The sequence below is a fragment of the Mesorhizobium sophorae genome, from assembly GCF_002270415.1.
Taxonomy (GTDB): Bacteria; Pseudomonadota; Alphaproteobacteria; order Rhizobiales; family Rhizobiaceae; genus Mesorhizobium; species Mesorhizobium sophorae.
Window position 1 is genome coordinate 1,110,219 of record NZ_NNRI01000007.1, and the last position, 23,433, is coordinate 1,133,651.

Here is a 23,433-nt window from a genome sequence, read left to right on the forward strand (position 1 = left end):
GGCGGCGGAGGTGACGTGTGAAGCCGGCCGTTGCCTGTTGGCCAACTTCACAACGCTTTGAGGCGGCTGACATCCGCCGGCGTGGCTCCGCGATCGATGATCGTGCGCCCGAGCGAATCCTCCATCCTGAAACGGCCATTCTCGATCTTTTCCATTATGCCGTCGGGATGCTGGACCGTGATCGTCTTGCCCTCCACATCGACCTCGTCACCGGTCTTGGCGTTGACATGACGACCGTTGCCATTTTCGTTCTGCCCCTGGTCGGATTTGGAGTTGCCGCTGGCGGTTCCGCTATTTCCTTTGCCGTTTCCGTCGCCGGCGCCGTTGTTTCCGTTACCGCTGCTATTGCCGCTGTTTCCGTTTCCATTGCCGCCGCTGTTGCCGCCGTTTCCATTGCCGCCGCTGTTGCCGCCGTTTCCGTTGCCGCCGCTGTTCCCACCGTTTCCGCCACCGCCGCCACCACCATTGCCGCCGCCACCGCCGCCCTTGCCGGCCTGTGCGCTGGCGGCGTGGATTCCAGGAGCGGAGCCGTGGAGGTCAATCTGATAGGGAGCGATGGTCAGCGCCAGCGCGGCCGCCGATCTGAGCGCCAGCCGGCAACAACGGGTCGTGATCGATCTATACATGGTGATCTCCGTCGATTGAGCTGGCGTGCCACCGTCGACGTTGGAGTTGCACCAGCATCGCCGAAAGAAAAGATACCCGAAAGCCGTATCCGACCGTTGCGCTTGTCACCCAGGACCTTTGCAAGCGCAAGATTGGACTAAAGTCCCAAGCCTGTGCTAATATATGCTTTGTATGGACGGCGGCGACCGCCATCGCCGACTGGAAGCTGGCTTACCTGATGCCGCCGAACATCAAGTCACCTCCGCCGGGGGCGGCGGAGGTGACTTGTCAAACTAATCGTTCCCCGGTTGACCTGCTTCACAGGGCCTTCTGCTTCACAAGGCCCGAAGACGACTGATGTCGTTTGCAGTCGCCGGACGTTCGACAATCGTGCGGCCGAGCGCATCCTTCATCTGGAAACGGCCGTTCTCGATCTCTTCCGTGATGCCGTCGGGATGCTCGACCTCGATTGTGTTGCCGTCTACTTCGACCCTGTCGCCGGTTTTCGCATTGACGTGATCTCCATCATCGTCGTGACCTTTGCCGACCCCGGAATTGCCGGCTGCGCCGTGATCGTCGCCGGCGCCATTGTCTCCGCCAGCGTTTCCGGAGTTACCGTTTCCGTTGCTGCTGTTGCCACTGCCGCCGCTCCCGCCGCTGCCGTTTCCACCGCCGCCACCGCCACTGCCATGTCCGCCATCCTTGGCATGCGCGCTTGCGGCAACGATGCCTGGACCAGAGCCGTGGAAAGCGAGTTGATAGGGGGCGATGGCCAGCGCCAGTGCCGAGGTCGCCCTCAGCGCCAGCCAGCAACAGCGGGTCGCGATCGATCTGCGCATCCTGGTCTCCTCTTCGATCAGGCAGGCGGATTTCAGGCAGGCGGATTTCACCGCCGGCGTTTTCGCAAGGGACCTACCATCGCCGACATGGCGGCCTCGCGTAACCGGCCCACGACCGATGCGGTGCCGCCAAGGGACCTTTGCCGGACCTGACAAGGGACCTTTGTCCCAGTGTTACGTGCTGCTCGCAGAGTGCTTAGCCGACGTCTCAGAATGCTGTCGCGGCTGAAAGGCTTTTGATGTCACGAAAATGTGATCAGGTGACTATAAGGGGGTTGAAGAGGCAACACGCTCCAGCCACCCGCAAAGCCAGAGGCAAGCCAGATGACCGAACACCGCTCGCCCGACGCCAAATTCCGCACCAGCCTGCTCGAGGAAAACGCCGGCCCGGCCACCAATCCCACCGACAACCGCACCATGGGCGAGATCATCGCCGCGCGGTTCTCGCGCCGTGGTTTCCTGAAAGGCTCGCTGGCCGTCTCGGCGATCGCCGCCACAGTCAGCCCGCTGGCGCTGGTCAGCGCCGACCAGGCCCGGGCCGCCGAAGGCTCCGCCTTCGCGTTCGACGAACTGGAGGCCGGCATCGACGACAAGCACCATGTCGCGCCGGGCTACGATGCCGATGTGCTGTTGCGCTGGGGCGATCCGCTGTTTGCCGATTCGCCTGAGTTCGACCCGACGAAGCAGTCCGCGCAGGCGCAGGCGAAACAGTTCGGCTACAACAACGACTATGTCGGCTACATCGCGATCGACGGTTCGGCCGAACACGGCCTGCTGGTCGTCAACCACGAATACACCAACCCGCATCTGATGTTCCCGGGCATCGTCAAGATCGTCGAGAAGGACGGCAAGAAGTCGGCCGACGTCGCACCGCTCAGCAAGGAACAGGTCGATGTCGAGATGGCGGCGCATGGCGGCACCATCGTCGAGATCCGCAAGGACGGCGGCAAATGGCAAGTGGTGCGCGACGGCAAGCTCAACCGCCGCGTTACTTCCAACACCGAAATGGCGCTGTCCGGCCCGGTTGCCGGCCATGACCGCGTCAAGACCAATGCCGACCCGTCCGGCACGAAGGTTTTGGGCACCTTCAACAATTGCGCCGGCGGCGTCACGCCGTGGGGCACCTATGTGATGGCCGAGGAGAACATCCACGGCTATTTCTCCGGCGAATTGCCCGAGGGCCACAAGGAAGCCGCCAACTACAAGCGCCTCGGCATTCCCGAAGGCGCCTATGAATGGGCGGCGCACTATGACCGCTTCGACCTGGCCAAGGAGCCGAACGAGGCCAACCGCTTCGGCTGGATCGTCGAGGTCGATGTCAACGATCCGACCTCGACGCCGAGGAAGCGCACCGCCATGGGCCGCTTCAAGCACGAGGGCGCCGAATCGATCGTCGCCAAGGATGGCCGCGTCGTCTTCTATCTCGGCGACGACGAGCGCTTCGACTATGCCTACAAGTTCGTCACCAGCGGTAAGTTCAATCCCAATGACCTCGCGGCCAACAAGGATCTGCTCGACGACGGCACGCTGCATGTCGCCAAGTTCGCCGAAGACGGCTCCGTCGAATGGCTGCCGATCGTCTTCGGCCAGGGACCGTTGACCGCCGAAAACGGCTTTGCAAGCCAGGCCGACGTGCTGATCGAGACACGACGCGCCGCCGACCTGCTCGGCGCCACCAAGATGGACCGCCCAGAGGACATCCAGCCCAATGCCGTCAACGGCAAGGTCTATGTCATGCTGACCAACAATTCGAAGCGCAAGGCAGACCAGGTCGATGCCGCCAACCCGCGCACCGAAAACGCTTTTGGCCACATCATCGAGATCGCCGAGGATGGCGGCGATTTCACTGCCACCAAGGGCAAGTGGGAAGTGCTTTTGAAATGTGGCGATCCGGCGGTTGCCGATGTCGGCGCCACCTTCTCGACGGCGACGACGGCCAATGGCTGGTTCGGCATGCCCGACAATTGCGCGGTCGATTCAGCCGGACGCCTGTGGGTCGCCACCGACGGCCAGAGCCCAAAGACCACCGGCCGCACCGATGGGCTGTGGGCGGTCGACACCGAAGGCTCGGCGCGGGCAACCTCGAAACTGTTCTTCCGCGTGCCGATCGGCGCCGAAATGTGTGGCCCGCTGTTCGCCCCTGACGATCAGACCGCCTTTGTCGCCGTCCAGCATCCGGGTGACGGCGGCGAGGACTGGGAAGCGTTCGGCCGCCCATCCTACTATGAGGACCTGTCGACGCGCTGGCCCGACTTCAAGCCCGACATGCCGGTGCGGCCGGCGGTCGTCGCCATCACCAGACAGGGCGGCGGCAAGATCGCGGTTTGATAACAAGCACCGCAATCTCAGGGAGGGGTTTCGGCGAGCCGAAGCCCCTCCTTTTTTGCGTCAATCATTCAAGCCACGGGAAAGATTGGCAATTTACACATGGCGCCCTAGGTCTTTACCAGGAGATTGCCATGCCGAAGTCCGTTTATGACCGTGGCGTGCTCAAACCTGCCGAAGTCGCAACCTTGCAACGTGTGTTCGACCTGCCGGCGCCGCGAAGCGCATCCCGAATCGGCCGAGGCTCGCGAACTGGCTCTCACCCTGCTGGCGCTGCACAATGCCGGCATGGTGGAAGAGGACATGCTGATGAAGGCTGTCGGCTTCCGGAGGCTTGAGCCCAAGTCAGCGTGAAGCGCCGGATTGGTCGGAGGTGCCAGCGGAACTGGCAATCCGTTTGGTGATCGCCTTGGCCATGATGCCGGCATTGGCGAAGCAGCCGCGAATGCTCGGCCGCATGCCGGTGAACCACAGGCCGGGCAATTTTGGATCGGCTTGCCCGCCGTTGAAGAGCGGAACGCCCTTCTTGTCGAGGACGCCGAGCTTGCCGACCATGGGCTCCAGGCCGGTGCGGTAGCCTGTCGCGGCAATGACGATGTCGGGATGGATCAGGTTGCCATTGGCAAGGATCACGCCGTCGCGAGCGAATTCCCGTATCGCCGGCACCACAACGATCTTGCCGGCCTTTATGGCGCTGACGGCGCCGTCATCGGCGGCGATCGCGGTATAGTCCGAGGTCAGGCGGCTGGCGCCACCCGAAGGCGCGGGCGGCATGCCGAATTTGGTCAAGTCGCCGAAAACCAGGCGCTGCGCCGCCGCCATCACCGCATCGGCGACCCGCAAGGGCAAGCGCGCCATGAACGGCGAAAGCCGATGCACGGCGATCTTGCCGATCCGCTTGGGCAGCAGCGCGGGGCCGTTGCGGGCCGACAGCCAGATGGCGGCCGTGTTTATGCCGGCCAGATGATTGAGCGTATCGAAGCCCGAATTGCCGGCGCCGACGACCAGCACTTTCTTGCCGGCATAGTCCCATGCGTCGCCGAAATCCGCCGCGTGGATGATGCGGCCGGCGAAACCCGTCATGCCTTTCCATTCGGGAATGAAGGGCTGCCTGTCGCGGCCGGTGGCGATGACGACATGGCGGGCCAGGCGCAGTCCGGCGCTGGTCAGCAGCGCCCAGTGATCGCCCTTGAAGACGATTTCTTCGACAGCAACGCCAAACTGCACCGGGAGCCGGTTCTCCTCCCTGAAATCATTCATATGGCGGATGACGACAGTCTTATGCGGAAAGGCAGGCGTGCCCGGGGGATAGGCAAGACCGGGCAGAGAAGACAGATCGCGATGGGTGTTGAGATGCAATTGCCGATGCCGCCGGTGCCAGGGCTCGGCCAGGCGGCTTTCCTTTTCCAGGATCGCCGTGGGCACGCCGGCGTTCATCAAGGCATGTGCGACGGCCAGCCCGGCGGCACCGGCGCCGACGACGATCGCCGGCTCGACCGGTTCGTTCGTCACCGGTCTGATGGTCGTTTCAGCCATTCCTTCTTTGATCTCCATTCGACCCTTCCGACGCCACGCTTCCCGTGGTCGCCAAGGGAGGCCGCGGCGGCTCGATCCTGCGGTTGATTTATATATCGCGAATCGAACCCGAATTTCGAGCATGCGCCGTCCGCGATTGCGCACTATATGGCATATGCGCGATATCAGCGGTAATCAGGTCGCGGCAATGTGATTGATTCGAGGCCCTGGGGCTGGCGGGTCTCTGCTATTCCCCCACGTGCATGCCGGAAATCGAGTCGATTTCCGGGGTCATGCGCAGAATCAAAGTGTTACAGCACCTTTGCGCGTCCTGGGCGCGGCGCTGTAGGCGGCTCGCGGAATTTCGACCATGCCCTCCTTGCGGATCTATTTCGACAAAATCCTTGAGGACGTCGCGCCAAAGGTGGCGCGGCAGAGGCTGACCCATGTCCAGCGCCTGGCGCTTGTTCGCCGCCATGGTGACTTCTCGCTTGCCTATTCGACCGCCGTGCAAGGCAAGCTTTCCTATTTCGGCGACGCCGACGGCTACATCGCCTTCGGCACCAAGATGGGGCGCCATTTCGCGCTCGGCGATCCGGTGGTGGCTCCAATGCTGCTGCCCGATTACATCACACGCTTCGTCGAAACCGCCGGCAGCCCGTGGTTCGTGCAGATCGGCGAGGAGACGGCGCGGGTGCTGGCCGGGCTCGGCTACAAGATCAATCGCCTCGGCATCGACACCCGCCTCAACCTGCCCGACCATGATTTTTCCGGAAAGCGCAACGAGACCGTACGCTATTCCGAGCGCTGGCTGTTGAAGAAGGGATTTTGGTTCGACGAGGACAAGCGGACCGTCCATCTCGACGAAATCGCCCGGCTTTCCGAAAACTGGCGCGGCGACCGCATCGTCAAACGCTGGGAGATGGGCTTTCTCAACCGCCCCTTCGCCGACCATCTCGGCACCGACATGCGCCGTTTCGTCCTGCACGGCCCCGATGGCGGACTGGTCGCACTGCTCGACTTCGACCCGCTGTTTCGCGACGGCAAGGTGATCGGCTACACCACGGCGTTCAAGCGCAAGCATATCGACGCCTCGCCGCACGCCGAGATCGGCCTGACCAAATTCGCCGTCGACCGTTTCCGCGAGCAAGGCATCTCGGTGGTCACTCTCGGCCTGTCGCCGATGCTCGATGTGGGCCCGAGCGGGTTTGCCGAAAGCGATTTCTGGCGCAATGCCTTCCAGCGCGCCTACTCCTCGCCTTGGGTCAACCGCCGCAGGTTCAATCTGCAAGGCCAAGCAGCGTTCAAGCGCCGCTTCCACGGTGTCGAGGAGCCGGTCTACATCGCCTTTCGCAAGGGGACGTATGTGGAGATGCTGGGGCTGCTCCGGCTGGTCAAAGCGATCTGACAGGACTTGGATTCAACCAATCCGTCAGTTCCTTAGCCGGTAACCGGTCCTGAAGATCCAGGCGACGATCGCTATGCAAACCAGCAGGAAGACGATCGTCATGCCGAGGCTGACGCCGACCGAGACATCGGACTTGCCGAAAAAGCTCCAGCGGAACCCGCTGATCAAATAGACGACCGGGTTGAACAGCGTCACAGTGCGCCAGATGCCGGGCAGCATGTCGATCGAATAGAAGCTGCCGCCGAGGAAGGTGAGCGGCGTGATGATCAGCAGCGGCACCAGCTGCAATTGCTCGAAGCTCTTCGCCCAGATGCCGATGATGAAACCGAACAGGCTGAAGGTCACCGCCGTCAGCACCAGGAAGCCAACCATCCAGAACGGGTGCTGGATGGTCAGCGGGACGAATAGCGAGGCGGTGGCCAGGATGATCAGGCCAAGCAGGATCGACTTGGTCGCCGCACCGCCGACATAGGCGATGACGATCTCCAGATAGGAGACCGGCGCCGACAGGAGCTCGTAGATCGAGCCGACGAACTTCGGAAAGTAGATGGCAAAGGAGGCGTTGGAGATCGACTGCGTCAGCAGCGACAGCATGATCAGCCCCGGCACGATGAAGGCGCCGTAGCTGATGCCGTCGATCTCGGTGATGCGCGAGCCGATGGCCGAGCCGAAGACGACGAAATAGAGCGACGTGGAGATGACCGGCGAGACAATGCTCTGCAGGACTGTGCGGAAGGCGCGCGCCATTTCCATCCGGTAGATCGCCCATACCGCACGCAGGTTCATGGCTCTCTCCTCACCAGATTGACGAAGATCTCCTCGAGCGAACTGTTTTGCGTGTCGATGTCGCGGAACTGGATGCCGCCGGCCTCGAGATCGCGGATCAACGAGGCGACGCCCGGCCGCTCGGCCTGGTTGTCATAGGTGTAGGTCAGCTGCCCGCCATCCGGCGACAGCTCCAGCGCATAGCGCGAGAACGTTTCGGGAATGGCCGTCAGCGGGCTGCGCAGCTCCATCACCAGCCGCTTGCGGCCGAGCTTGTGCATCAGTTCGGCCTTGTTCTCGACCAGGATGATCTCGCCACGGTTGATGACGCCGACGCGGTCGGCCATCGCCTCGGCTTCCTCGATATAGTGGGTGGTGAGGATGATGGTGACGCCGTCCTCGCGCAGCCGACGCACCATCGCCCACATGTCCTGGCGCAGTTCGACATCGACGCCGGCGGTCGGCTCGTCGAGGAACAAGACGCGCGGCTCATGCGACAGCGCCTTGGCGATCATTAGCCGGCGCTTCATCCCGCCCGACAGCGTAATCGCCTTGGCGTCCCTCTTTTCCCATAGCGACAGATCGCGCAGCACCTTCTCGACGAAGGCCGGGTTGGCCGGCTTGCCGAACAGGCCACGGCTGTAATTGACAGTCGCCCAGACGCTCTCGAAGGCGTCGATGGTCAGTTCCTGCGGCACCAGGCCGATCAGGCTGCGCGCGGCGCGGTAGTCCCTGTTGATGTCGTGACCGTCGACGGTGACGGTGCCCGACGACCGATTGACGATGCCGCATACGATCGAGATCAGCGTCGTCTTGCCGGCGCCGTTGGGGCCGAGCAGCGCGAAGATCTCGCCGCGCTCGATATCGAGGTTGACTTCCTTGAGCGCGGTGAAGCCGGTGGCGTAGGTCTTGGAGACCCCGGAAATGGACAGGATGGAGGGCATGGCTGAAAACGGCTGCCTGAAAGAGGTCCCCTGATATAGGCTGAATGTCGGTGCGTGCAACCGCAAGTCGACGCCGCTGCTGACAGTTCTCGACAATCGTCGCAGGCCGGCCAGTGCAGACCGGCGGCGGTTGCAATCCGACACGGCAGCAGCACGCATGCGTCATCTTGCCCGGGCGCTGCGGCGTTCCGCCTCGCGGCGGGACGCCGCTTTGACCGACAGTAGCGACGGGCTTATTCTTGCCACATTAGAAGCAGCCGGAGCCCACCATGGACCCGCTCATCCTGTCGCGCATGCAATTTGGCGCGAATATTTCGTTCAACATCCTGTTTCCGACGATCACCATTGCGCTTGGCTGGGTGCTGCTGTTCTTCAAGCTCCGCTACAACGCGACAAACGATTCCGCCTGGATGCGCGCCTATTTCACCTGGGTGAAGGTGTTTGCATTGTCCTTCGCCATGGGCGTGGTGTCAGGCGTCACCATGAGCTTCCAGTTCGGCACAAACTGGCCGGGCTACATGGAAAAGGTCGGCAACATTGCCGGGCCGCTGCTGGCCTACGAGATCCTCACCGCCTTCTTCCTCGAAGCGGCCTTCCTCGGCATCATGCTGTTCGGCTTCCGCCGCGTCTCCAACCGCATCCACACGCTGGCGACGGTGCTGGTGGCAGGCGGCACGACCCTCTCGGCGTTCTGGATCATCGCGCTCAATTCCTGGATGCAGACGCCGGCCGGCTTCGAGATACGCGATGGCGTCGCGCACGCTGTCGACTGGTGGGCGATCGTCTTCAACCCGTCGATGCCCTACCGGCTGGTCCACATGCTGCTCGCCTCCGGCCTGACGGTGTCGTTCCTGATCGCCGGTCTGTCGGCGCTGCGCTATCTCTATGGCGACCGCTCGGAATCGATGTGGAAGGCGCTGCGCACCGGCGTCTTCACCGCGGCGATCCTGATCCCGATCCAGATCTTCGCCGGCGACCAGCACGGGCTGAACACGCTGGAGCACCAGCCGCAGAAGATCGCCGCCATGGAGGCCAACTGGAACACCGGCCCCAACGTGCCGCTGGTGCTCTTCGCCCTGCCCGACGAGGCGGCGAAGGAAAACAGGTTCGAGATCGCCATTCCCGACGGCGCCAGCCTGGTGCTGCGGCACCGCACCAGCGGCGTGGTGCCGGGGCTGAACGACTATCCCGGAAACCATCCGCCGGTCTTTCCAATCTTCTGGAGCTTCCGCATCATGGTCGGTACGGGACTGCTGATGCTTGCGGTTTCCTGGTCGGCCGCCTTCTTCCTCAAGCGCCGACACAGCCTGCCGAGGCCGCTCGCCATGCTGATGGTGCCGATGGCGCTGTCGGGCTGGCTGGCGACGCTGGCCGGCTGGTACACCACCGAGATCGGCCGCCAGCCCTGGCTGGTAACCGGCGTGTTGAAGACCGCCGACGCGGTCGGCCCGGTGGCCGGCAGTCATGTCGCGCTGACGCTGGCGATTTACCTCATCCTCTATGTGCTTTTGCTGATCGCCTATCTCGGCGTGCTGGTGCACCTGGCGCTGAAGGCGGCGAAGGACGGCGATTCATCGCCGCTGCCTGGCGTGATGAACGCAGCCCTGTCGCAGCCGGCGGCCGGCGAGTGAGGAGAGGACAATGACCTTCGACTGGCCAACCCTGCTGCCCCTGATCTTCGCCGGCCTGATGGGCCTAGCCATCCTGATCTACGTCATACTCGACGGCTTCGATCTCGGCATCGGCATCTTGTTCGCCGCCGCCGAAGACACCGAGCGGGACACGATGGTCGCGGCCATCGGTCCGTTCTGGGACGCCAACGAGACCTGGCTGGTGCTGGCCGTCGGCCTGCTGCTGGTCGCCTTCCCGCTGGCGCATGGGGTCATCCTGACCGCGCTCTACATCCCGGTTTTCGTGTTGCTGATCGGGCTGATCCTGCGCGGCGTCGCCTTCGATTTTCGCGCCAAGGTGCCGAGCGGCAAGAAGCATCGCTGGAACCGTATTTTCTTCCTGGGTTCGGTCATCGCCTCGCTGGCGCAGGGCTATATGCTGGGCGTCTATGTGCTCGGCCTCGATGTCGGCCCGGGCGGCGTGGCGTTCGGCGTGCTGGTGGCGCTCTGCCTTGCCGCGGCTTACGCGGCGATGGGTGCCGCCTGGGTGATCTACAAGACCGAGGGCGATCTGCAGAAGAAGGCCGTGCGCTGGTTGCGCACCGCCCTTGTGCTGACCGCGCTCGGCATGGCCGCGGTGTCGCTGGCAACGCCGTTCGCCAGCCCGCGCATCTTCGACAAATGGTTCGTCTTTCCCGCGATGCTCTATCTGTCGCCGCTGCCGATCCTGTCGGCACTGTTGTTCCTGTGGCTGTGGCGGCAGACCTTTCATCTGCCCAGGCCCGACGACCGCCATTCGCTGACGCCGTTCCTGACGCTGGCCGCCATCTTCGCGCTCGGCTTTGCCGGTCTTGCCTGGTCGTTCTATCCATTCGTGGTGCCCGACAGGCTGACCATCTGGCAGGCGGCCTCTGCGCCGGAAAGCCTGGCCATCATCCTGGCCGGCACGGTGGTCGTGCTGCCTGTCATCATCTTCTATTCGTTCTATGCCTACCGGGTGTTCGGCGGCAAGGCGACGGATTTGACCTACGACTGACGGCCCTTACCGGTCGCAAATGGCCATCCTGCAGATCAAGCAGGTGCGGTGCTTCAGATCAGCCCCGAGTCGCGTGCCGCAGCCGTGGCTTCGCCACGGGAGATGGCGTCCAGTTTTCCCAGAACCGCCGAGACGTGGTGGTCGACCGTCTTCGGCGAAATGGCGAGGTGGTCGGCAATCCGCTTGTTGGAGAAGCCGCGCTCGATCAACTGCAGCACTTCCATCTGGCGCAGGGTCAGCCCGGCGCTGTTTGCGCGCGTGGTGCGGCGCGGTCCCCGCGCGATGTGATTGACACCGTTTCGCCGCATGAGGTCGCGCACGTGCTGGGCGACCGGCCTGGCGCCGAGGTTTTCGAATATCTCGAGCGCCGAGCGCTGCGCCGCCTCATCGCCCTGAACCAGGGCAAGCCCACGTTCGAAGGGAGCGTCCATCGCGGCCCACAAATCCGCCGCCCCTTGCCAGTCGCCTTCCAGAAGCATCCGGTAGGGCGCGGCCATGCCCGACGTGTCGCCGGGGCCGATCGCCGGCACCAACAAACGCCGCCAGCTGGCCAGTTCGGCAAAGACCGCAGGCTTCGGTGAAAGGCTTTCGGCAAGGTCTATCAGCCGCAGCGCCTCGTCCTCTTCCGCCTCGCCCAGCCATGCCTGTTCGGCGACGACCGCCGCATAGGGCAGCAGCCTCTGCAGCTCAGCACCCTTTTCGAGAAACCGCTTCATTTCCGCCAGAAGCGGCTCGGCTGAAGGATCGCCGCGGCGCAGGCGCAATTTCGCCAGAGCCACCAGTGCGGGATAGCGCACCAACGCGGCTGCGCGGTCGTTGGTGACGACTTCCAGCGCTTCGGCAGCCGCCTCGTCCCATCGTCCGTAACGCAGCAGCAACTGCGCCCGCACGCCGCGCATGTAGTCACGCCAGGTCGCGAGGTCGTTCTCGACGCAATAGTCGATGCCGCGATCGAGAAAGGACTGAGCCTGGTTGTAGTCCAGCTGGTTCATTTCACTGCAGGCGCAATTGGTGAAGGCACGCGCCACGTGTTCCTGGAAATTCTGCTCGAGCGCGATTTCGAGACTGCGGGCAAGGTGCAGCCGCGCGCTGGGCAGGTCCAGCCATTGTTCGGCAGCGCCGACATTGTTGAGCGCATGGCAGACGATGTCCGGCCGGTCCACCTGTTCGGCGAGCCTGATCGCCTTGTCGCCCAACGACAATGTCTCGTCGAGCCTTTCGGCCAGCATCGCCAGCTGTGAGAGATTGGAGTAGGCCATGGCCAGTTCCGGCCCCGCCGGTGTGGTCTCCAGCAACGCGACCGCCTGGGCGCCGAACTGATCGGCGGCCTCACGGTCGCCCATCAGATAGGCGAAACGCGACAGGCATCTGAGGCTGTCGCCTTCCTTCAGCGTATTGCCCAGGGCGCGCTGCAGCGCGCGCGCCTGCTGCTGGGCCTCGATGGCCTCGGCGATCCGGCCGATCAGGTGGCATTCGAAGGCATAGTTCTCGTACAGGCCGGCGCGCTCTTCCATGGGCAGGCCGTCAGCCTGTCGCAAGGCGACCTCGTAGTAGCCGGCGGCATCGCGATGCGCGCCGATGCGGGAAGCCTCCCGGGCGGCGACCGGCGCCAGTTCGCGCACCGCCTCCAGATTGTGCGCCTCGACCGCGTGGTGCACCAGGCGCGCGGTGGCGATGTCGCCCTTTTCGAGCATCGCTGTCAGGGCGCGCTGGTTGAACTCTCTTCTGTGGCTTGTCGTCAGCATCGTCTCGATGGCGCGGCGGGCGATGTCGTGCCGGAAGGCATAGCCGTCGCCCAGATCGTCGAGCAGGCCATTCGAGACGCATTCCGCAAGCTGGCCGGCACTGGCCACGCCGCACAGGCCCTGCAGGGCCCAGGCGTCAGCCCGTCTTGGGAACACCGACACCGCGTCGAGCATCGAGCGGGCGCCGGCCGACAGGCGTTCGGCGCGCGCCAGCACCGCATCGCGCACGCTGGCCGGCAGCGCCGTTTCATTTTCGGCGCTCAACAGTTCGGTGACGAAAAAGGCGTTACCGGCCGTGGCCCGGTAGATGGCATCGCCGTCGCGGCCGGCGGCATCGGCGAGCGACAGCACCGCTGCCTCGCTCAAAAGCGGCACGTCGATGCGCGCGACGCTGCCCGACGGGATTTCGCCCAGCGCGCGGCGCACGCGCATCTGCCCCTCGCTGCGATCGGTACGCGCCGTCACCAGCAGCACGATATGGGTGTTGGCAATGCGACGGCCGAGAAAGCGGACGAAGTCGAGTGTCGCGTCATCGGCCCAGTGCAGGTCTTCGATCACCAGCAGCGTTGCGCCCGTCCTCGCCTCGAAGACATCCAGCGCGTCGGAAAACAGCGGCAGCCGTTGTCCCTGCCGGGCGTCGACCGCCTGCGGCATCGCCCATTGCGCCTCGCGCGCAAGATCGTAAAGCGGCCCGAGCGGATCGGGGATCGACAGATCCTCGCAAGCGCTGCGGAAGATGCGCGCCTCCTGGCCGGCACCGCTGACGAACGCATCGACAAGCGTCGACTTGCCGGCACCCGCCTCGCCCGACAAAGCCGCCACGCGACCACGGCCGCGCGCGGCTTCCGTCAGAAGGTTGTCCAGTTGCGCCAGCTGTGACTGCCGTTCCAGAAGCATCGTCATTCGCTCATGGTGATCCCGGTTGCCGCCACCCCACCCCAGCTCGACCGCCAGGATAGCCCGGCTCGGTATCTGCTTTGTGGCTCCAGCACTGAACGTCGTTAACATGGGGAATCGTCCCGCCAAACATGGGGAAAGGCTCCGATGCGCGTCCTTTGCGAGCGTGATCTTTGTCCAACCGCGCTCAAAATCGAGCGTGAAGCAATGGAAAGGGAAGCCTCCCATGCCCCGTTACCTGATTGAACGTACATTTCCGGATGGCCTCAACGTGCCGATGAACGAAGCCGGCGCCGATGCGCTGGGCGGCGTCATCATGCGCAACGCGGAGAAAGGCGTGACCTGGGTGCAGTCCTTCGTGTCGCCCGACAAGAAGCACACCTTCTGCGTCTACGACGCGCCCTCGCCGGAGGCGATCCGCAGCACCGCCCAGATGAACTCGCTGCCGGTCGACAAGATCACGGAGGTGAGGGTTCTTGAACCCTACTTTTATCGCTGATGAAGATACGATCGCTCGAGGCGGCAATGGCGACATGCCGGCCGGTGTCGCGGCCATGGCAAACAGCGGCCGCGCGCCCTCCTTGCCCGGCCGTCTATGGCGGATCGCGGTGGAGCTGCCCGCGCAACTGCTGGGCAAGCGCCGCTTGCCACCGGAAAGCGACCATCTGAGGCACGATATCGGCTTGCCGGCGCGGCAGATGCGGCGGGACTGGCGAGATTACGACCGGTGGGATCGCTGACGACCCGGCCGCCCGCAGTCGACGCTGTAAGGTGGCCGGGACGGCGTAACTGCCAATCTCCCCCTCAAGGGGGAGATGCCCGGCAGGGCAGAGGGGGCGCGGTCGCGCCGACGCCTCTTCGTCAAAGCTGCCTCAGTTGCTGGCCGACAGCACCAGCACCGGCTTCTCGCTGTACAGCGCCGGGAACAGCTGCTTGAGGTTCGCAACCTTGGGCAGGTCGTTGTAGACGATGTAGGGGTAGGTCGGGTTCAGGGTCAAAAAGTCCTGGTGGTAGTTCTCGGCCGGATAGAAGGTCTTGCCTGTTTCCAGCGTGGTGACGATCGGCTTGGGGAAGACCTTGGCCTGGTCGAGCTGGGCGATGTAGCTCTGCGCAATCTTCTTTTGCGCATCGTTTTCGGCAAAGATCGTCGAGCGGTACTGCGTGCCGCTATCGGGACCCTGGAAATTCAGCTGGGTCGGGTTGTGGGCGACCGAGAAATAGACCTGCAGCAGCTGGCCATAGGTGACAACAGACGGATCATAGGTGATCTCGACGGATTCGGCATGTCCGGTGCTGCCTGAGCCGACGGTCTCGTAGACGGCGGTGTCCTTGCTGCCGCCGGTGTAGCCGGAGACCGCCTTGCTGACGCCCTTGACGTGCTGGAAGACGCCTTGCACGCCCCAAAAGCAGCCGCCGGCGAAGATCGCCTTCTCGCTGCCGCTGGTCGCCTTCTCGTCGATCGACGGCGGCGGGATGACCACCGCGTCCTCGGCGGAAACCGCCGGCGTCAGCCAGAAGGCGGCGCCCACGGCGGCAAGCGCCAACGCGGCGAGCGCGCTCCTGGCAAAATTCGACTGTCGTCTGGCGACTGGTTTTCGAAAGTCGGTCATGGCTGAGCTCCTGTGACGTCCATCATGTGGAGTCTATTGGATAAAAGAGGATCATGCGACGGTGAGTTGCGGCCGAAGCCTCACTTTCACGTGCGTCCAGATCCGGTCCTGGTGTCAGGACCGAAGCCGGGAGCAGCGTCAACTCTAGTTGGCCGGGGCCATGGCATCCGTTGCCGGCTTCATGGCGTCCGTTGCCGGCTTCATCGCATCGGCTGCCGGCTTCATGGCATCGGCGGCCGGCTTCATGGCGTTGTCCGCGGGCTTCATGGCGTTCGTGCTCATCGCGTCGGGTGCCATGGCGTCGGCCGGTTTCATCGCGTCGGTCGCCGGCTTCATGGCGTTGACGGCGGGCTTCATGGCGTTGGTCGCGTCGTCGGCGCGGGCGATGCCGCCGGCAAACAGCGCCGTCGAGCACAGAGCGAGAGCCAGTGCCGGCAGCGTCATCCGGGAAAAAGTCGTCATGGTGGTCTCCTTAGGGTTGGGGATGATGGCGCACTTTTCGGTGAGCCGGGTTGTCGCGGCGCCGCTGCTGCGGCGTTGCGCGGGTCGTTGTCTGCGCATGATCCTTTCCGGGACGATGCGCAGGGGAATATCAGTTGGTCGCGGCGGCCAGGATCGGTCCGCCGCCCGGCGACTGGACCAGCACCGCGGTGCTGAGCCCGCCGGAGGCGGCCGGCACATCGAGTGCGGTGGCGTCGCCGGTCCAGCTGCCAATCTTGTTCAGCGAATGCACGACATTGGCGTGCGGCAAGGTGCGGCCGGTGTTTTCCCCGCGCGCCACCGGCACCTCGACGACACCCTTGGCATAGTGCACCAGCCAGACATCGGCCCGGCCGCCCGGCGCCGCGCCGGCGCCGATGCTGACCTTGCCGCCGTCGAGCGACAGCGACGGGCCGCTGGCGCGGTCGGTGCTCGAGATCAGCTGCTGGATTTCGCCGGGTGCCGCGCCGACGACATCGGCGCGGCCATTGACCACCACTTGCGGGGTGAACGGGCCGTCATGGCCGAGGGAGGGCTCGTAGGTGACCTGGCGCTGGGTGAATTCCTGGCGGCCGAATGTGTCCTTCCAACCGAGATAGTCCCAGTAGGTGACGTTGAACGACAGCGCTAACACATCCGGCTGGTCCTTGACCTTGATCAGATTGGCGTTGGCCGGCGGGCAGGACGAGCAGCCCTGGCTGGTGAACAGCTCGACCACGGTGAGCGGCTGGGCTTGCGTCGCACCTAGCGACGTGGCGAGCGCGAGCGCGCCGAGGCTGGACACGACGAGTGACTTGCAGGAACGCGACATCGGCTGGCTCCGTGGGTGACGGCGCCCCGATGCGCCGCTCATGTCCCCACTTCGCCGCCGGCCGAGGCTTTGTTACAGCGCTCACCGGTTTGTGATCGTTGTCGATAGCGCCTTTGCGACGCTGGAGATCGGCAAAACCGGTCGCGGCAGCCGATCTCCACCCTCGTGGGGGAGATGTCCGGCAGGACAGAGGGGCGCGCCATAGAGCACCAACAGAGGCGCGATCGACGGTGGCGCCGCGCGACAGTGTGCAATGACGGTCAGATCGGTCTGAGAAAAGTGAGGGCGGACATCGCCGACAATGGCAAGGTCGGCGGGACAGCGCCCCCCTCTGGCCTGCCGGCCATCTCCCCCACGAAGGGGGGAGATTGGCAGCTTCACTGCGTCAGCAGCGTCTCGGAGGGCCGCTTGTTGAAGTCGCACTTGCCGGTGACGGTGTAGAAGAAGTCGGCATTGGAGGCTGGTGCCGGCACCGCATTGCCGCCGTCCTCCCAGGCCTGATAGCCCGGAATGCCGCAGGGCACGATGCTGAAGATGTCGACGTTCTGCCCGGTCGCGATCTCCGTCAGGCCGTTCGCGCTCACCCCATTGTAGAGCCGGTTGGAGGTGTTCGGATCGTTCGACATCAGCTTTGTCGGGTTGCCCGATGGTACGTCCATCTGCAGGTAGAGACCGCTCATCTGGCTGACATCGATCACCGCGCCGGAGCCAGTGGACGGATACATCGTATCGACACAGTAATATTTCGTACCACTCGCATCGGTCTTGACCGACACCCCGTTCGGCGGATTGTTGCCGACGGAGCAGACCTGCTTCTGGACCATCGTGGTGACGTCCTGGCCGCCCGAATTGGTGATGGTGTTGACGGTGGTGGTGCCGTAGCCCTTGGGATCCTTGGTGTTGCCATAGGTATAGTTGATCGTCATCAGCGGTTTGGCCACCGTGGCACCGAATTGCGTGCCGTAGAGCGTCATCGTCTTGTTCCAGTAACCTGACACCCCGGTTACCTTGAAGGTGGTCTGCACCAGCGCCGGCGACTTGCTCACCGCCGACGCGACGGCGACCGGCACAGTGTTGATCCTGGCGATCTGCATGAAAACGGTCGGCATCGAGTAATTTGCGGTGGCCTGCGCGGTGGCGGTGCCGTCAGTGCCGACCACGAAACTGTTCAGCGTCGCGGTGGCCCCCGTCGGTGCACCATTGGCGGCGAAGGAATCCTGCAGCACCACCTGGCGCTGCGCCAGCGTCGAGGTCGTCGCCATCGTGGTGATCGACAGGATGCCGGCATCGAGCGCCGACTGCATGTCCGACCTGGTCTGGACCGCCGAGGTGTAGTCGACCGAGAAGCCGATGGCGGCAATAATCGGCATCATGGCGAAGATGAGGATCGGCGTGAACGAGCCGCTCCTCGACCTGACAAACCTGCCTGCTAACCCCCGCATGTCGTGATCCTTACAAACGAATATCTCCACGGGCTAACATGGCAGTCACGAATATTGCTCTAACGCACTTGGTTAAAATTTATCGACTTTCCGCGACATCCCCCGATAAAGCCGACAAGTTGCCGCGCTTGTAGCGGTAACCACCGTTCTCCGGACGTCGGCGCCGCCCCTCACCTGCCTGCCGGCATCCTCTCCCCGTATAGTGACGGGGAGAGGGCATTGTCATCGCCGGTTTCGCCAATCACCAGCGTTGCAAGACGAGCGCCGTCGTTGCGGTCAGCCCCTTCTCCCCGTCACTATACGGGGAGAAGTGCCCGGCAGGGCGATGAGGGGCGGCGGCGACTTCGACAATTGGTGGTTTCCGTCACAGATTGGACCTGTCAGAGGTTTGAGGCGCTTGCCCCCGCAGCGGTACAGCGCTTGCCGCAGCAACAAGCCCCTGCTAAAGCGCCGCCATGAGCACGCCCCTCGACCACATCCGAAATTTCTCCATCGTCGCCCATATCGACCATGGCAAATCCACGCTTGCCGACCGGCTGATCCAGCTGACCGGCGGGCTGGAGCTGCGCGACATGAAGGAACAGGTGCTGGACTCGATGGACATCGAGCGCGAGCGCGGCATCACCATCAAGGCGCAGACGGTGCGGCTGAAATACCGTGCCAACAATGGCGAGGACTATATCCTCAACCTGATCGACACGCCCGGCCATGTCGACTTCGCCTATGAAGTGTCGCGCTCGCTGGCCGCCTGCGAGGGCTCGCTGCTGGTGGTCGACGCCTCGCAGGGCGTCGAGGCGCAGACGCTGGCCAATGTCTACCAGGCGATCGACAACAACCACGAGATCGTCGTGGTGCTGAACAAGGTCGACCTGCCGGCCGCCGAGCCCGAGCGCATCCGCGAGCAGGTCGAGGAGGTGATCGGCATCGACGCCTCCAACGCCGTGCTGATCTCGGCCAAGACCGGCTTAGGCATTCCCGACGTGCTGGAGGCGATCGTCCACCAATTGCCGCCGCCGCGCGAGGGCGACGCAACGGCTCCGTTGAAGGCCATGCTGGTCGACAGCTGGTACGACGCCTATCTCGGCGTCATCGTGCTGGTGCGCATCATCGACGGCGTGCTGAAGAAGGGCCAGACCATCCGCATGATGGGCACCGGCGCCAAATACCTGGTCGAGCGCACCGGCGTGTTCACGCCCGCCCGCATCAATGTCGACGAGCTCGGCCCCGGCGAGTTCGGCTTCTTCACCGGCTCGATCAAGGAAGTGGCCGACACCCGCGTCGGCGACACCATCACCGAGGACAAGCGCCCAACCGCCAAGGCGCTGCCCGGCTTCAAGCCGGCGCAGCCGGTGGTGTTCTGCGGCCTGTTCCCGGTCGACGCCGCCGATTTCGAGGATCTGCGCGCCGCGGTCGGCAAACTGCGCCTCAACGACGCCAGCTTCTCCTATGAAATGGAAACGAGTGCGGCGCTCGGCTTCGGCTACCGCTGCGGCTTCCTTGGCCTGCTGCATCTCGAAATCATCCAGGAGCGGCTGGAGCGCGAATTCAACCTCGACCTGATCGCCACCGCGCCGAGCGTCGTCTACCGGCTGCTTTTGACCGACGGCTCGATGAAGGAACTGCACAACCCGGCCGACATGCCCGACGTGGTCAAGATCTCGGCGATTGAGGAACCATGGATCCGCGCCACCATCCTGACCCCCGACGACTATCTCGGCGGCATCCTGAAACTCTGCCAGGACCGGCGCGGCATCCAGGCCGACCTGTCCTATGTCGGCAAGCGCGCCATGCTGACCTACGATCTGCCGCTCAACGAAGTCGTCTTCGATTTCTACGACCGGCTGAAGTCGATCTCCAAGGGCTATGCCTCGTTCGACTATCACCTGACCGACTACAAGGAAGGCGACCTCGTGAAGATGTCGATCCTGGTCAATGAGGAGCCGGTCGACGCGCTGTCGATGCTGGTGCACCGCACGGCGGCCGAAAAGCGCGGCCGGCAGATGTGCGAGAAGCTGAAGGAGCTGATCCCGCACCACCTGTTCAAGATCCCGATCCAGGCCGCCATCGGCGGCAAGGTCATTGCCCGCGAAACCATCTCGGCGCTGCGCAAGGACGTGACCGCCAAATGCTACGGCGGCGACGTCTCGCGCAAGCGCAAGCTGCTGGACAAGCAGAAAGAGGGCAAGAAGCGGATGCGCCAGTTCGGCAAGGTGGATATCCCGCAGGAGGCGTTTATCCAGGCCTTGAAAATGGGCGATTGAGAAGCCGGTCGCCTATCTGCTGACAGGCCTAGTGAAGCTACGGATGTCTTCAAATCTCCGTAAGCTCGCAGCCATTTCAGGATCAAGTATGATCTCTGTCCCAGAACGGATTGGTGGCGCTCGGCTGTGTCGGCTTCGGGCTGTTCATGACGTGCGGGGCGTTTAACCGCAGCTTTCAGGTGGTGCTGGACGCACACGGCTTTCCCGATCATCGCGCGGACGACACCCAGTTCCCGCAATAACAAATGATGCCAGGGAAGGTTGGTACGAGTCCGCACCAACCCTGAGTTGGTTGATCCTGCAGCGCCGGAGCGGTAGAAAAATCGGGCGGCGGACCTTAATCAGTTCGCCAGTGGCCGGCGCGGGCTCAGGCAGCTGCCCTCACCGGCATTCGCGCCGGCCATTTTGCCCCGCCGCTGGATCGCCAGAGGCCGACGGCAACCTCTCGACACTCTGCTTCGCTTTCGCACAGCTCCCTTTGAGAATGCACCGCGTGGGCGTATCCTCCGCACGGCTTGGGGAGACATAAAAATGCGTTCCAATCTGGACACCGTCGCCGCGATCGGCCTCGCCATCGGTGGCGCCCTGGGAATGGCCGGCACTTTCGTCGCCAGCGACGCGTTGCGTGAAACGCTGTGGGCGATCGACGGCACAGCGCTGGTGGTGGCGACCGCTCTGTTGACGATGAAGTATCAGCGGCTGGGGAATGACTGCGTCGCGGCCGGGTTCCTGACCTTCCTCGCCGGCGAGAGCCTGCTGTTGGCCGGCAATGCGGCGGGGCTGCAGGCCAGCGTTCCCTCCTATGCTGGCGGCATCTCGCTTTGGGCGGCCGCACTGGTCATGGTCAGCGTACCGAATACTTTTGCGATCTGGATGCGGCTGACGGCTGTCGTGGCTGCCGCGCTGTTTGTCGCCTCAGCGGGCATGATCCTGTGGGGCGCGCCCTTGCTGCCGACCTCGTCGCCGCTGCCCGCCGCCGGCTATCCGTTCCTGGTGCTGACTTTTATTGGGTGGATCTGGACTTTGGTGAGGCCTGGGCGGTGAGGTTGGCGTGCCGCGCTGTTGATGTATCGCCAAGCTGGAACACCCCTCATCCGTCTTGCCGCTTTGCGGCAATCCACCGCCCTGGGCGAGTCACGGGCCTCGCCCGCCCTTCGGGCCCCACAGGGGGAGAAGGGAAGATCAGCGGTGGCGCCGCCCCTCATCTGGCTGCCGCCATCTTCTCCCCGTATAGGGACGGGGAGAAGGACGCTGTCATTGAGGGTTTCGCCAATTGTCGGCTTTGCTGAAAAAGGCGCCGGCGTTGCGGCCAGCCCCTTTCTCCCCGTCTCTACCCGGGGGGTTGAGGAGTGGTCCGCGTAGCGGACGAAAAGCCAATTGCTTGGCTTTTCGAACGACGAACGCCCGGCTGGGCAATGAGGGGCGGCGCCGGCTTCGGTGATTGTCTCGCCCGAAGCTTCAGCTTTCGATCCACACCTTCTCAAAGTGCTGCTCGAGTGCCTGGTGCTGTTCGCAGCCTTCGATGCCTTTGCGGTAGGTGCGGTAGACCGAGCGCCAGTAGGGTTGGATGATGATGCCGGACTCGCGCAAATTCTGCTCGATCTTGGCCATGATCTCCTTGCGCGCTTTGGCGTCGGGCATCGCCAACGCCTTGTCGAGCAGCATATCGAATTCCGGATTGGCGTAGGCGCTCTCGTTCCAGGCGGCGCCGGATTTATAGGCCAGCGCCAGCACCTGGACGCCGAGCGGGCGGCCGAGCCATTCGGTGCAGGAGAAGGGGTATTTGCTCCAGTCGTTCCAGAAGGTGGCGGCGGGCAGCACGGTGCGCTTGATCTTCAGGCCGGCCTCGCGCATCTGCGCGGCGATGGCGTCACCCGTGCTCTTTTGCCATTCGACATCGACCGAGATGAGGTCGAACTCATGGTCGGCCTTGCCGGCCTCGGCGAGCAGTTTCTTCGACCCCTCCACGTCGCGCTTGGCGAGGCCGATGTCGGCATATTCGGGGTGCATCGGGCCGACATGGTGGTTGTCGGCTGGCTTGCCGCGGCCGTCGAGGCCGAGCTTCAGCACCGCCGAATTGTCGACGGCAAGCTGCGCGGCGCGACGCACCCTGGCGTCGTCATAGGGCGCGTTGCCGACGTTGAAGCGGGCGACGATGGTGGAGCCGGTGGCGATCTCGGAATTCTTCAGCCCCATCTTGTCGGTCTGCGAGACGGCATCGGAGGCGGTCTCGTGGTCGGTGTCGATCTCGCCGGATTCGAAGGCCGACAGCATGGCGTTGGGGTCGGAGCCGTAGTCGACCCATTTGATGCCGTCGAGCCAGAATTCGCCCTTCCACCAGGGCTTGTCCTTGCGCTTCACCTCGGCGCCGGTCTCGGCATCCCAGCTGACCAGCTCGCACGGGCCAGTGGTGATGGAAAGCGCCTTCATGGGGTCGCCGTCGCCCTCATAAGAGCGGTGCATGATCAACGCCGGATAGTCGGCCATGCCGGCGATCAGCGAAATGTCGGGTTTCGGCAAATTGAGTTTGATGGTGAAGTCGTCGACCTTCTGGATGCCGCCATCGACCAGCTTCTTGGTGTCGGCATTGACCAGCGCGCCCATGCGCGCGGCGACCGAATTGCCCGCTACCGAGGCATCGCACCAGCGGGTGAGGTTGTGGATGACATCGTCGGCGTTGAAGGCATCGCCGTTCGACCAAGAAATGCCCTTGCGCACATGCAGCGTCAGCGTCCTGGCGTCGTCGCTCGCCTCCCAGCTTTCGAGCAGCCAGGGCTCGAAGGAAAAGTCGGTGTTCCAGCGCACCAGATATTCGTTGCAGTGGCGGGCGACGTTTGACATTTCGACGCCGTCGAAGGTGCGCGGGTCCTTGAAGCCCTTGACGTTCATGGCGACGCGCAAGGTGCCGCCACGCTTGGGTTCAGCGGCGCGGGCCGAAGTGGGGGCAAGGCCACCCAGCGCCAGCGCGCCGGCGGCGCTGACGCCGAGGCCGGCCATCAAAGCGAGATATTCGCGGCGGCTGATGCCGCCCGTCCTGAAATCGTCGGCGACGGGCTTTGCCCGGGGGTGCAGTTTCCGGTCGGTCAGCATGAATTTCATCGTCGTTCCCTCTTGTTGGGCGCCCCGGCCGGTCGACAGG

The 23,433-nt window shown here is 63.9% G+C and carries 20 protein-coding genes; 9 read left to right on the forward strand and 11 right to left on the reverse strand.

The features are described 5' to 3' along the window. Positions 1-47: 47 nt before the first annotated feature. Positions 48-626 (reverse strand): hypothetical protein, encoded by a 579-nt coding sequence (locus CGZ66_RS39830; RefSeq protein ID WP_095083844.1) that lies wholly within the window; start codon positions 624-626, stop codon positions 48-50. Between the two features lie 315 nt (positions 627-941). Next, positions 942-1,445: a hypothetical protein gene (locus CGZ66_RS09790; RefSeq protein WP_095084369.1), complete on the reverse strand. Its 504-nt coding sequence runs from the start codon at positions 1,443-1,445 to the stop codon at positions 942-944. A 324-nt stretch (positions 1,446-1,769) separates the two neighbouring features. Between CGZ66_RS09790 and CGZ66_RS09795 the strand changes: the two genes are divergently transcribed. After that, on the forward strand, positions 1,770-3,773 hold the full coding sequence (locus CGZ66_RS09795; RefSeq protein WP_095083845.1) for a PhoX family protein: 2,004 nt from the start codon (positions 1,770-1,772) through the stop codon (positions 3,771-3,773). Positions 3,774-3,920: 147 nt separating this feature from the next. Then, a complete protein-coding gene (locus CGZ66_RS09800; RefSeq protein WP_245331048.1) occupies positions 3,921-4,124 on the forward strand; it encodes a hypothetical protein in 204 nt (67 codons plus the stop codon). Here the strand turns inward: CGZ66_RS09800 and CGZ66_RS09805 are convergent. Then, entirely contained in the window at positions 4,116-5,306 is a 1,191-nt protein-coding gene (locus CGZ66_RS09805) for a flavin-containing monooxygenase (RefSeq protein WP_095084370.1), read from the reverse strand. The genes CGZ66_RS09800 and CGZ66_RS09805 overlap by 9 nt on opposite strands. 349 nt (positions 5,307-5,655) lie before the next feature. On the opposite strand from CGZ66_RS09805, the gene CGZ66_RS09810 reads away from it, so the two are divergent. Further along, positions 5,656-6,693, forward strand: coding sequence for a phosphatidylglycerol lysyltransferase domain-containing protein (locus tag CGZ66_RS09810; RefSeq protein ID WP_095083846.1), 1,038 nt, complete (start codon positions 5,656-5,658; stop codon positions 6,691-6,693). A 24-nt stretch (positions 6,694-6,717) separates the two neighbouring features. Here CGZ66_RS09810 and CGZ66_RS09815 read toward each other — a convergent pair whose 3' ends face one another. Further along, positions 6,718-7,479: an ABC transporter permease gene (locus CGZ66_RS09815; protein ID WP_095083847.1), complete on the reverse strand. Its 762-nt coding sequence runs from the start codon at positions 7,477-7,479 to the stop codon at positions 6,718-6,720. Further along, positions 7,476-8,402 (reverse strand): ABC transporter ATP-binding protein, encoded by a 927-nt coding sequence (locus CGZ66_RS09820; RefSeq protein WP_095083848.1) that lies wholly within the window; start codon positions 8,400-8,402, stop codon positions 7,476-7,478. The genes CGZ66_RS09815 and CGZ66_RS09820 overlap by 4 nt, the downstream gene beginning before the upstream one ends. A gap of 269 nt (positions 8,403-8,671) precedes the next feature. Between CGZ66_RS09820 and CGZ66_RS09825 the strand changes: the two genes are divergently transcribed. Beyond that, positions 8,672-10,033, forward strand: a complete 1,362-nt coding sequence (locus tag CGZ66_RS09825; protein ID WP_095083849.1) for a cytochrome ubiquinol oxidase subunit I — start codon at positions 8,672-8,674, stop codon at positions 10,031-10,033. 10 nt (positions 10,034-10,043) lie between these two features. Next, a complete protein-coding gene (locus CGZ66_RS09830) occupies positions 10,044-11,048 on the forward strand; it encodes a cytochrome d ubiquinol oxidase subunit II (protein WP_095083850.1) in 1,005 nt (334 codons plus the stop codon). A gap of 53 nt (positions 11,049-11,101) precedes the next feature. On the opposite strand, the gene CGZ66_RS09835 is transcribed toward CGZ66_RS09830, so the two are convergent. After that, the gene (locus CGZ66_RS09835) at positions 11,102-13,801 is read right to left on the reverse strand and encodes an ATP-binding protein (protein WP_245331049.1); all 2,700 of its coding nucleotides are present in this window, start codon (positions 13,799-13,801) and stop codon (positions 11,102-11,104) included. 115 nt (positions 13,802-13,916) lie between these two features. Between CGZ66_RS09835 and CGZ66_RS09840 the strand changes: the two genes are divergently transcribed. Together CGZ66_RS09840 and CGZ66_RS09845 are read left to right on the forward strand one after the other, a co-directional pair. Then, a complete protein-coding gene (locus CGZ66_RS09840; protein WP_095083851.1) occupies positions 13,917-14,189 on the forward strand; it encodes a DUF4242 domain-containing protein in 273 nt (90 codons plus the stop codon). A 34-nt stretch (positions 14,190-14,223) separates the two neighbouring features. Next, positions 14,224-14,430, forward strand: coding sequence for a hypothetical protein (locus CGZ66_RS09845; RefSeq protein WP_095083852.1), 207 nt, complete (start codon positions 14,224-14,226; stop codon positions 14,428-14,430). Positions 14,431-14,562: 132 nt separating this feature from the next. Here CGZ66_RS09845 and msrA read toward each other — a convergent pair whose 3' ends face one another. The 4 genes from msrA to CGZ66_RS09865 all read right to left on the reverse strand — a co-directional run bounded on the left by msrA (position 14,563) and on the right by CGZ66_RS09865 (position 18,033). Beyond that, a complete protein-coding gene (gene msrA, locus CGZ66_RS09850; protein ID WP_095083853.1) occupies positions 14,563-15,300 on the reverse strand; it encodes a peptide-methionine (S)-S-oxide reductase MsrA in 738 nt (245 codons plus the stop codon). A gap of 144 nt (positions 15,301-15,444) precedes the next feature. Further along, on the reverse strand, positions 15,445-15,762 hold the full coding sequence (locus tag CGZ66_RS09855) for a hypothetical protein (protein ID WP_095084372.1): 318 nt from the start codon (positions 15,760-15,762) through the stop codon (positions 15,445-15,447). 130 nt (positions 15,763-15,892) lie between these two features. Further along, entirely contained in the window at positions 15,893-16,591 is a 699-nt protein-coding gene (locus tag CGZ66_RS09860; RefSeq protein WP_095083854.1) for a DUF1223 domain-containing protein, read from the reverse strand. A gap of 377 nt (positions 16,592-16,968) precedes the next feature. After that, positions 16,969-18,033 (reverse strand): TadE/TadG family type IV pilus assembly protein, encoded by a 1,065-nt coding sequence (locus CGZ66_RS09865; protein WP_095083855.1) that lies wholly within the window; start codon positions 18,031-18,033, stop codon positions 16,969-16,971. A 455-nt stretch (positions 18,034-18,488) separates the two neighbouring features. Here CGZ66_RS09865 and lepA point away from each other — a divergent pair, with 455 nt between their 5' ends. Both lepA and CGZ66_RS39835 read left to right on the forward strand, forming a co-directional pair. After that, positions 18,489-20,294 (forward strand): translation elongation factor 4, encoded by a 1,806-nt coding sequence (gene lepA / locus CGZ66_RS09875; protein WP_095083856.1) that lies wholly within the window; start codon positions 18,489-18,491, stop codon positions 20,292-20,294. A gap of 531 nt (positions 20,295-20,825) precedes the next feature. Next, the gene (locus CGZ66_RS39835; protein WP_167392048.1) at positions 20,826-21,338 is read left to right on the forward strand and encodes a hypothetical protein; all 513 of its coding nucleotides are present in this window, start codon (positions 20,826-20,828) and stop codon (positions 21,336-21,338) included. 414 nt (positions 21,339-21,752) lie between these two features. On the opposite strand, the gene CGZ66_RS09885 is transcribed toward CGZ66_RS39835, so the two are convergent. After that, a complete protein-coding gene (locus CGZ66_RS09885) occupies positions 21,753-23,393 on the reverse strand; it encodes an ABC transporter substrate-binding protein (protein WP_095083857.1) in 1,641 nt (546 codons plus the stop codon). Between the last annotated feature and the right edge of the window lie 40 nt (positions 23,394-23,433).

What these genes read in the sequence shown, in the direction of transcription:
- CGZ66_RS39830 (WP_095083844.1), bottom strand. Translation starts at nt 626, where the DNA reads ATGTATAGATCGATCACGACCCGTTGTTGCCGGCTGGCGCTCAGATCG.
- CGZ66_RS09790 (WP_095084369.1), bottom strand. Translation starts at nt 1,445, where the DNA reads ATGCGCAGATCGATCGCGACCCGCTGTTGCTGGCTGGCGCTGAGGGCG.
- CGZ66_RS09795 (WP_095083845.1), top strand. Translation starts at nt 1,770, where the DNA reads ATGACCGAACACCGCTCGCCCGACGCCAAATTCCGCACCAGCCTGCTC.
- CGZ66_RS09800 (WP_245331048.1), top strand. Translation starts at nt 3,921, where the DNA reads ATGACCGTGGCGTGCTCAAACCTGCCGAAGTCGCAACCTTGCAACGTG.
- CGZ66_RS09805 (WP_095084370.1), bottom strand. Translation starts at nt 5,306, where the DNA reads ATGGCTGAAACGACCATCAGACCGGTGACGAACGAACCGGTCGAGCCG.
- CGZ66_RS09810 (WP_095083846.1), top strand. Translation starts at nt 5,656, where the DNA reads ATGCCCTCCTTGCGGATCTATTTCGACAAAATCCTTGAGGACGTCGCG.
- CGZ66_RS09815 (WP_095083847.1), bottom strand. Translation starts at nt 7,479, where the DNA reads ATGAACCTGCGTGCGGTATGGGCGATCTACCGGATGGAAATGGCGCGC.
- CGZ66_RS09820 (WP_095083848.1), bottom strand. Translation starts at nt 8,402, where the DNA reads ATGCCCTCCATCCTGTCCATTTCCGGGGTCTCCAAGACCTACGCCACC.
- CGZ66_RS09825 (WP_095083849.1), top strand. Translation starts at nt 8,672, where the DNA reads ATGGACCCGCTCATCCTGTCGCGCATGCAATTTGGCGCGAATATTTCG.
- CGZ66_RS09830 (WP_095083850.1), top strand. Translation starts at nt 10,044, where the DNA reads ATGACCTTCGACTGGCCAACCCTGCTGCCCCTGATCTTCGCCGGCCTG.
- CGZ66_RS09835 (WP_245331049.1), bottom strand. Translation starts at nt 13,801, where the DNA reads ATGTTAACGACGTTCAGTGCTGGAGCCACAAAGCAGATACCGAGCCGG.
- CGZ66_RS09840 (WP_095083851.1), top strand. Translation starts at nt 13,917, where the DNA reads ATGCCCCGTTACCTGATTGAACGTACATTTCCGGATGGCCTCAACGTG.
- CGZ66_RS09845 (WP_095083852.1), top strand. Translation starts at nt 14,224, where the DNA reads ATGCCGGCCGGTGTCGCGGCCATGGCAAACAGCGGCCGCGCGCCCTCC.
- msrA (WP_095083853.1), bottom strand. Translation starts at nt 15,300, where the DNA reads ATGACCGACTTTCGAAAACCAGTCGCCAGACGACAGTCGAATTTTGCC.
- CGZ66_RS09855 (WP_095084372.1), bottom strand. Translation starts at nt 15,762, where the DNA reads ATGACGACTTTTTCCCGGATGACGCTGCCGGCACTGGCTCTCGCTCTG.
- CGZ66_RS09860 (WP_095083854.1), bottom strand. Translation starts at nt 16,591, where the DNA reads ATGTCGCGTTCCTGCAAGTCACTCGTCGTGTCCAGCCTCGGCGCGCTC.
- CGZ66_RS09865 (WP_095083855.1), bottom strand. Translation starts at nt 18,033, where the DNA reads ATGCGGGGGTTAGCAGGCAGGTTTGTCAGGTCGAGGAGCGGCTCGTTC.
- lepA (WP_095083856.1), top strand. Translation starts at nt 18,489, where the DNA reads ATGAGCACGCCCCTCGACCACATCCGAAATTTCTCCATCGTCGCCCAT.
- CGZ66_RS39835 (WP_167392048.1), top strand. Translation starts at nt 20,826, where the DNA reads ATGCGTTCCAATCTGGACACCGTCGCCGCGATCGGCCTCGCCATCGGT.
- CGZ66_RS09885 (WP_095083857.1), bottom strand. Translation starts at nt 23,393, where the DNA reads ATGAAATTCATGCTGACCGACCGGAAACTGCACCCCCGGGCAAAGCCC.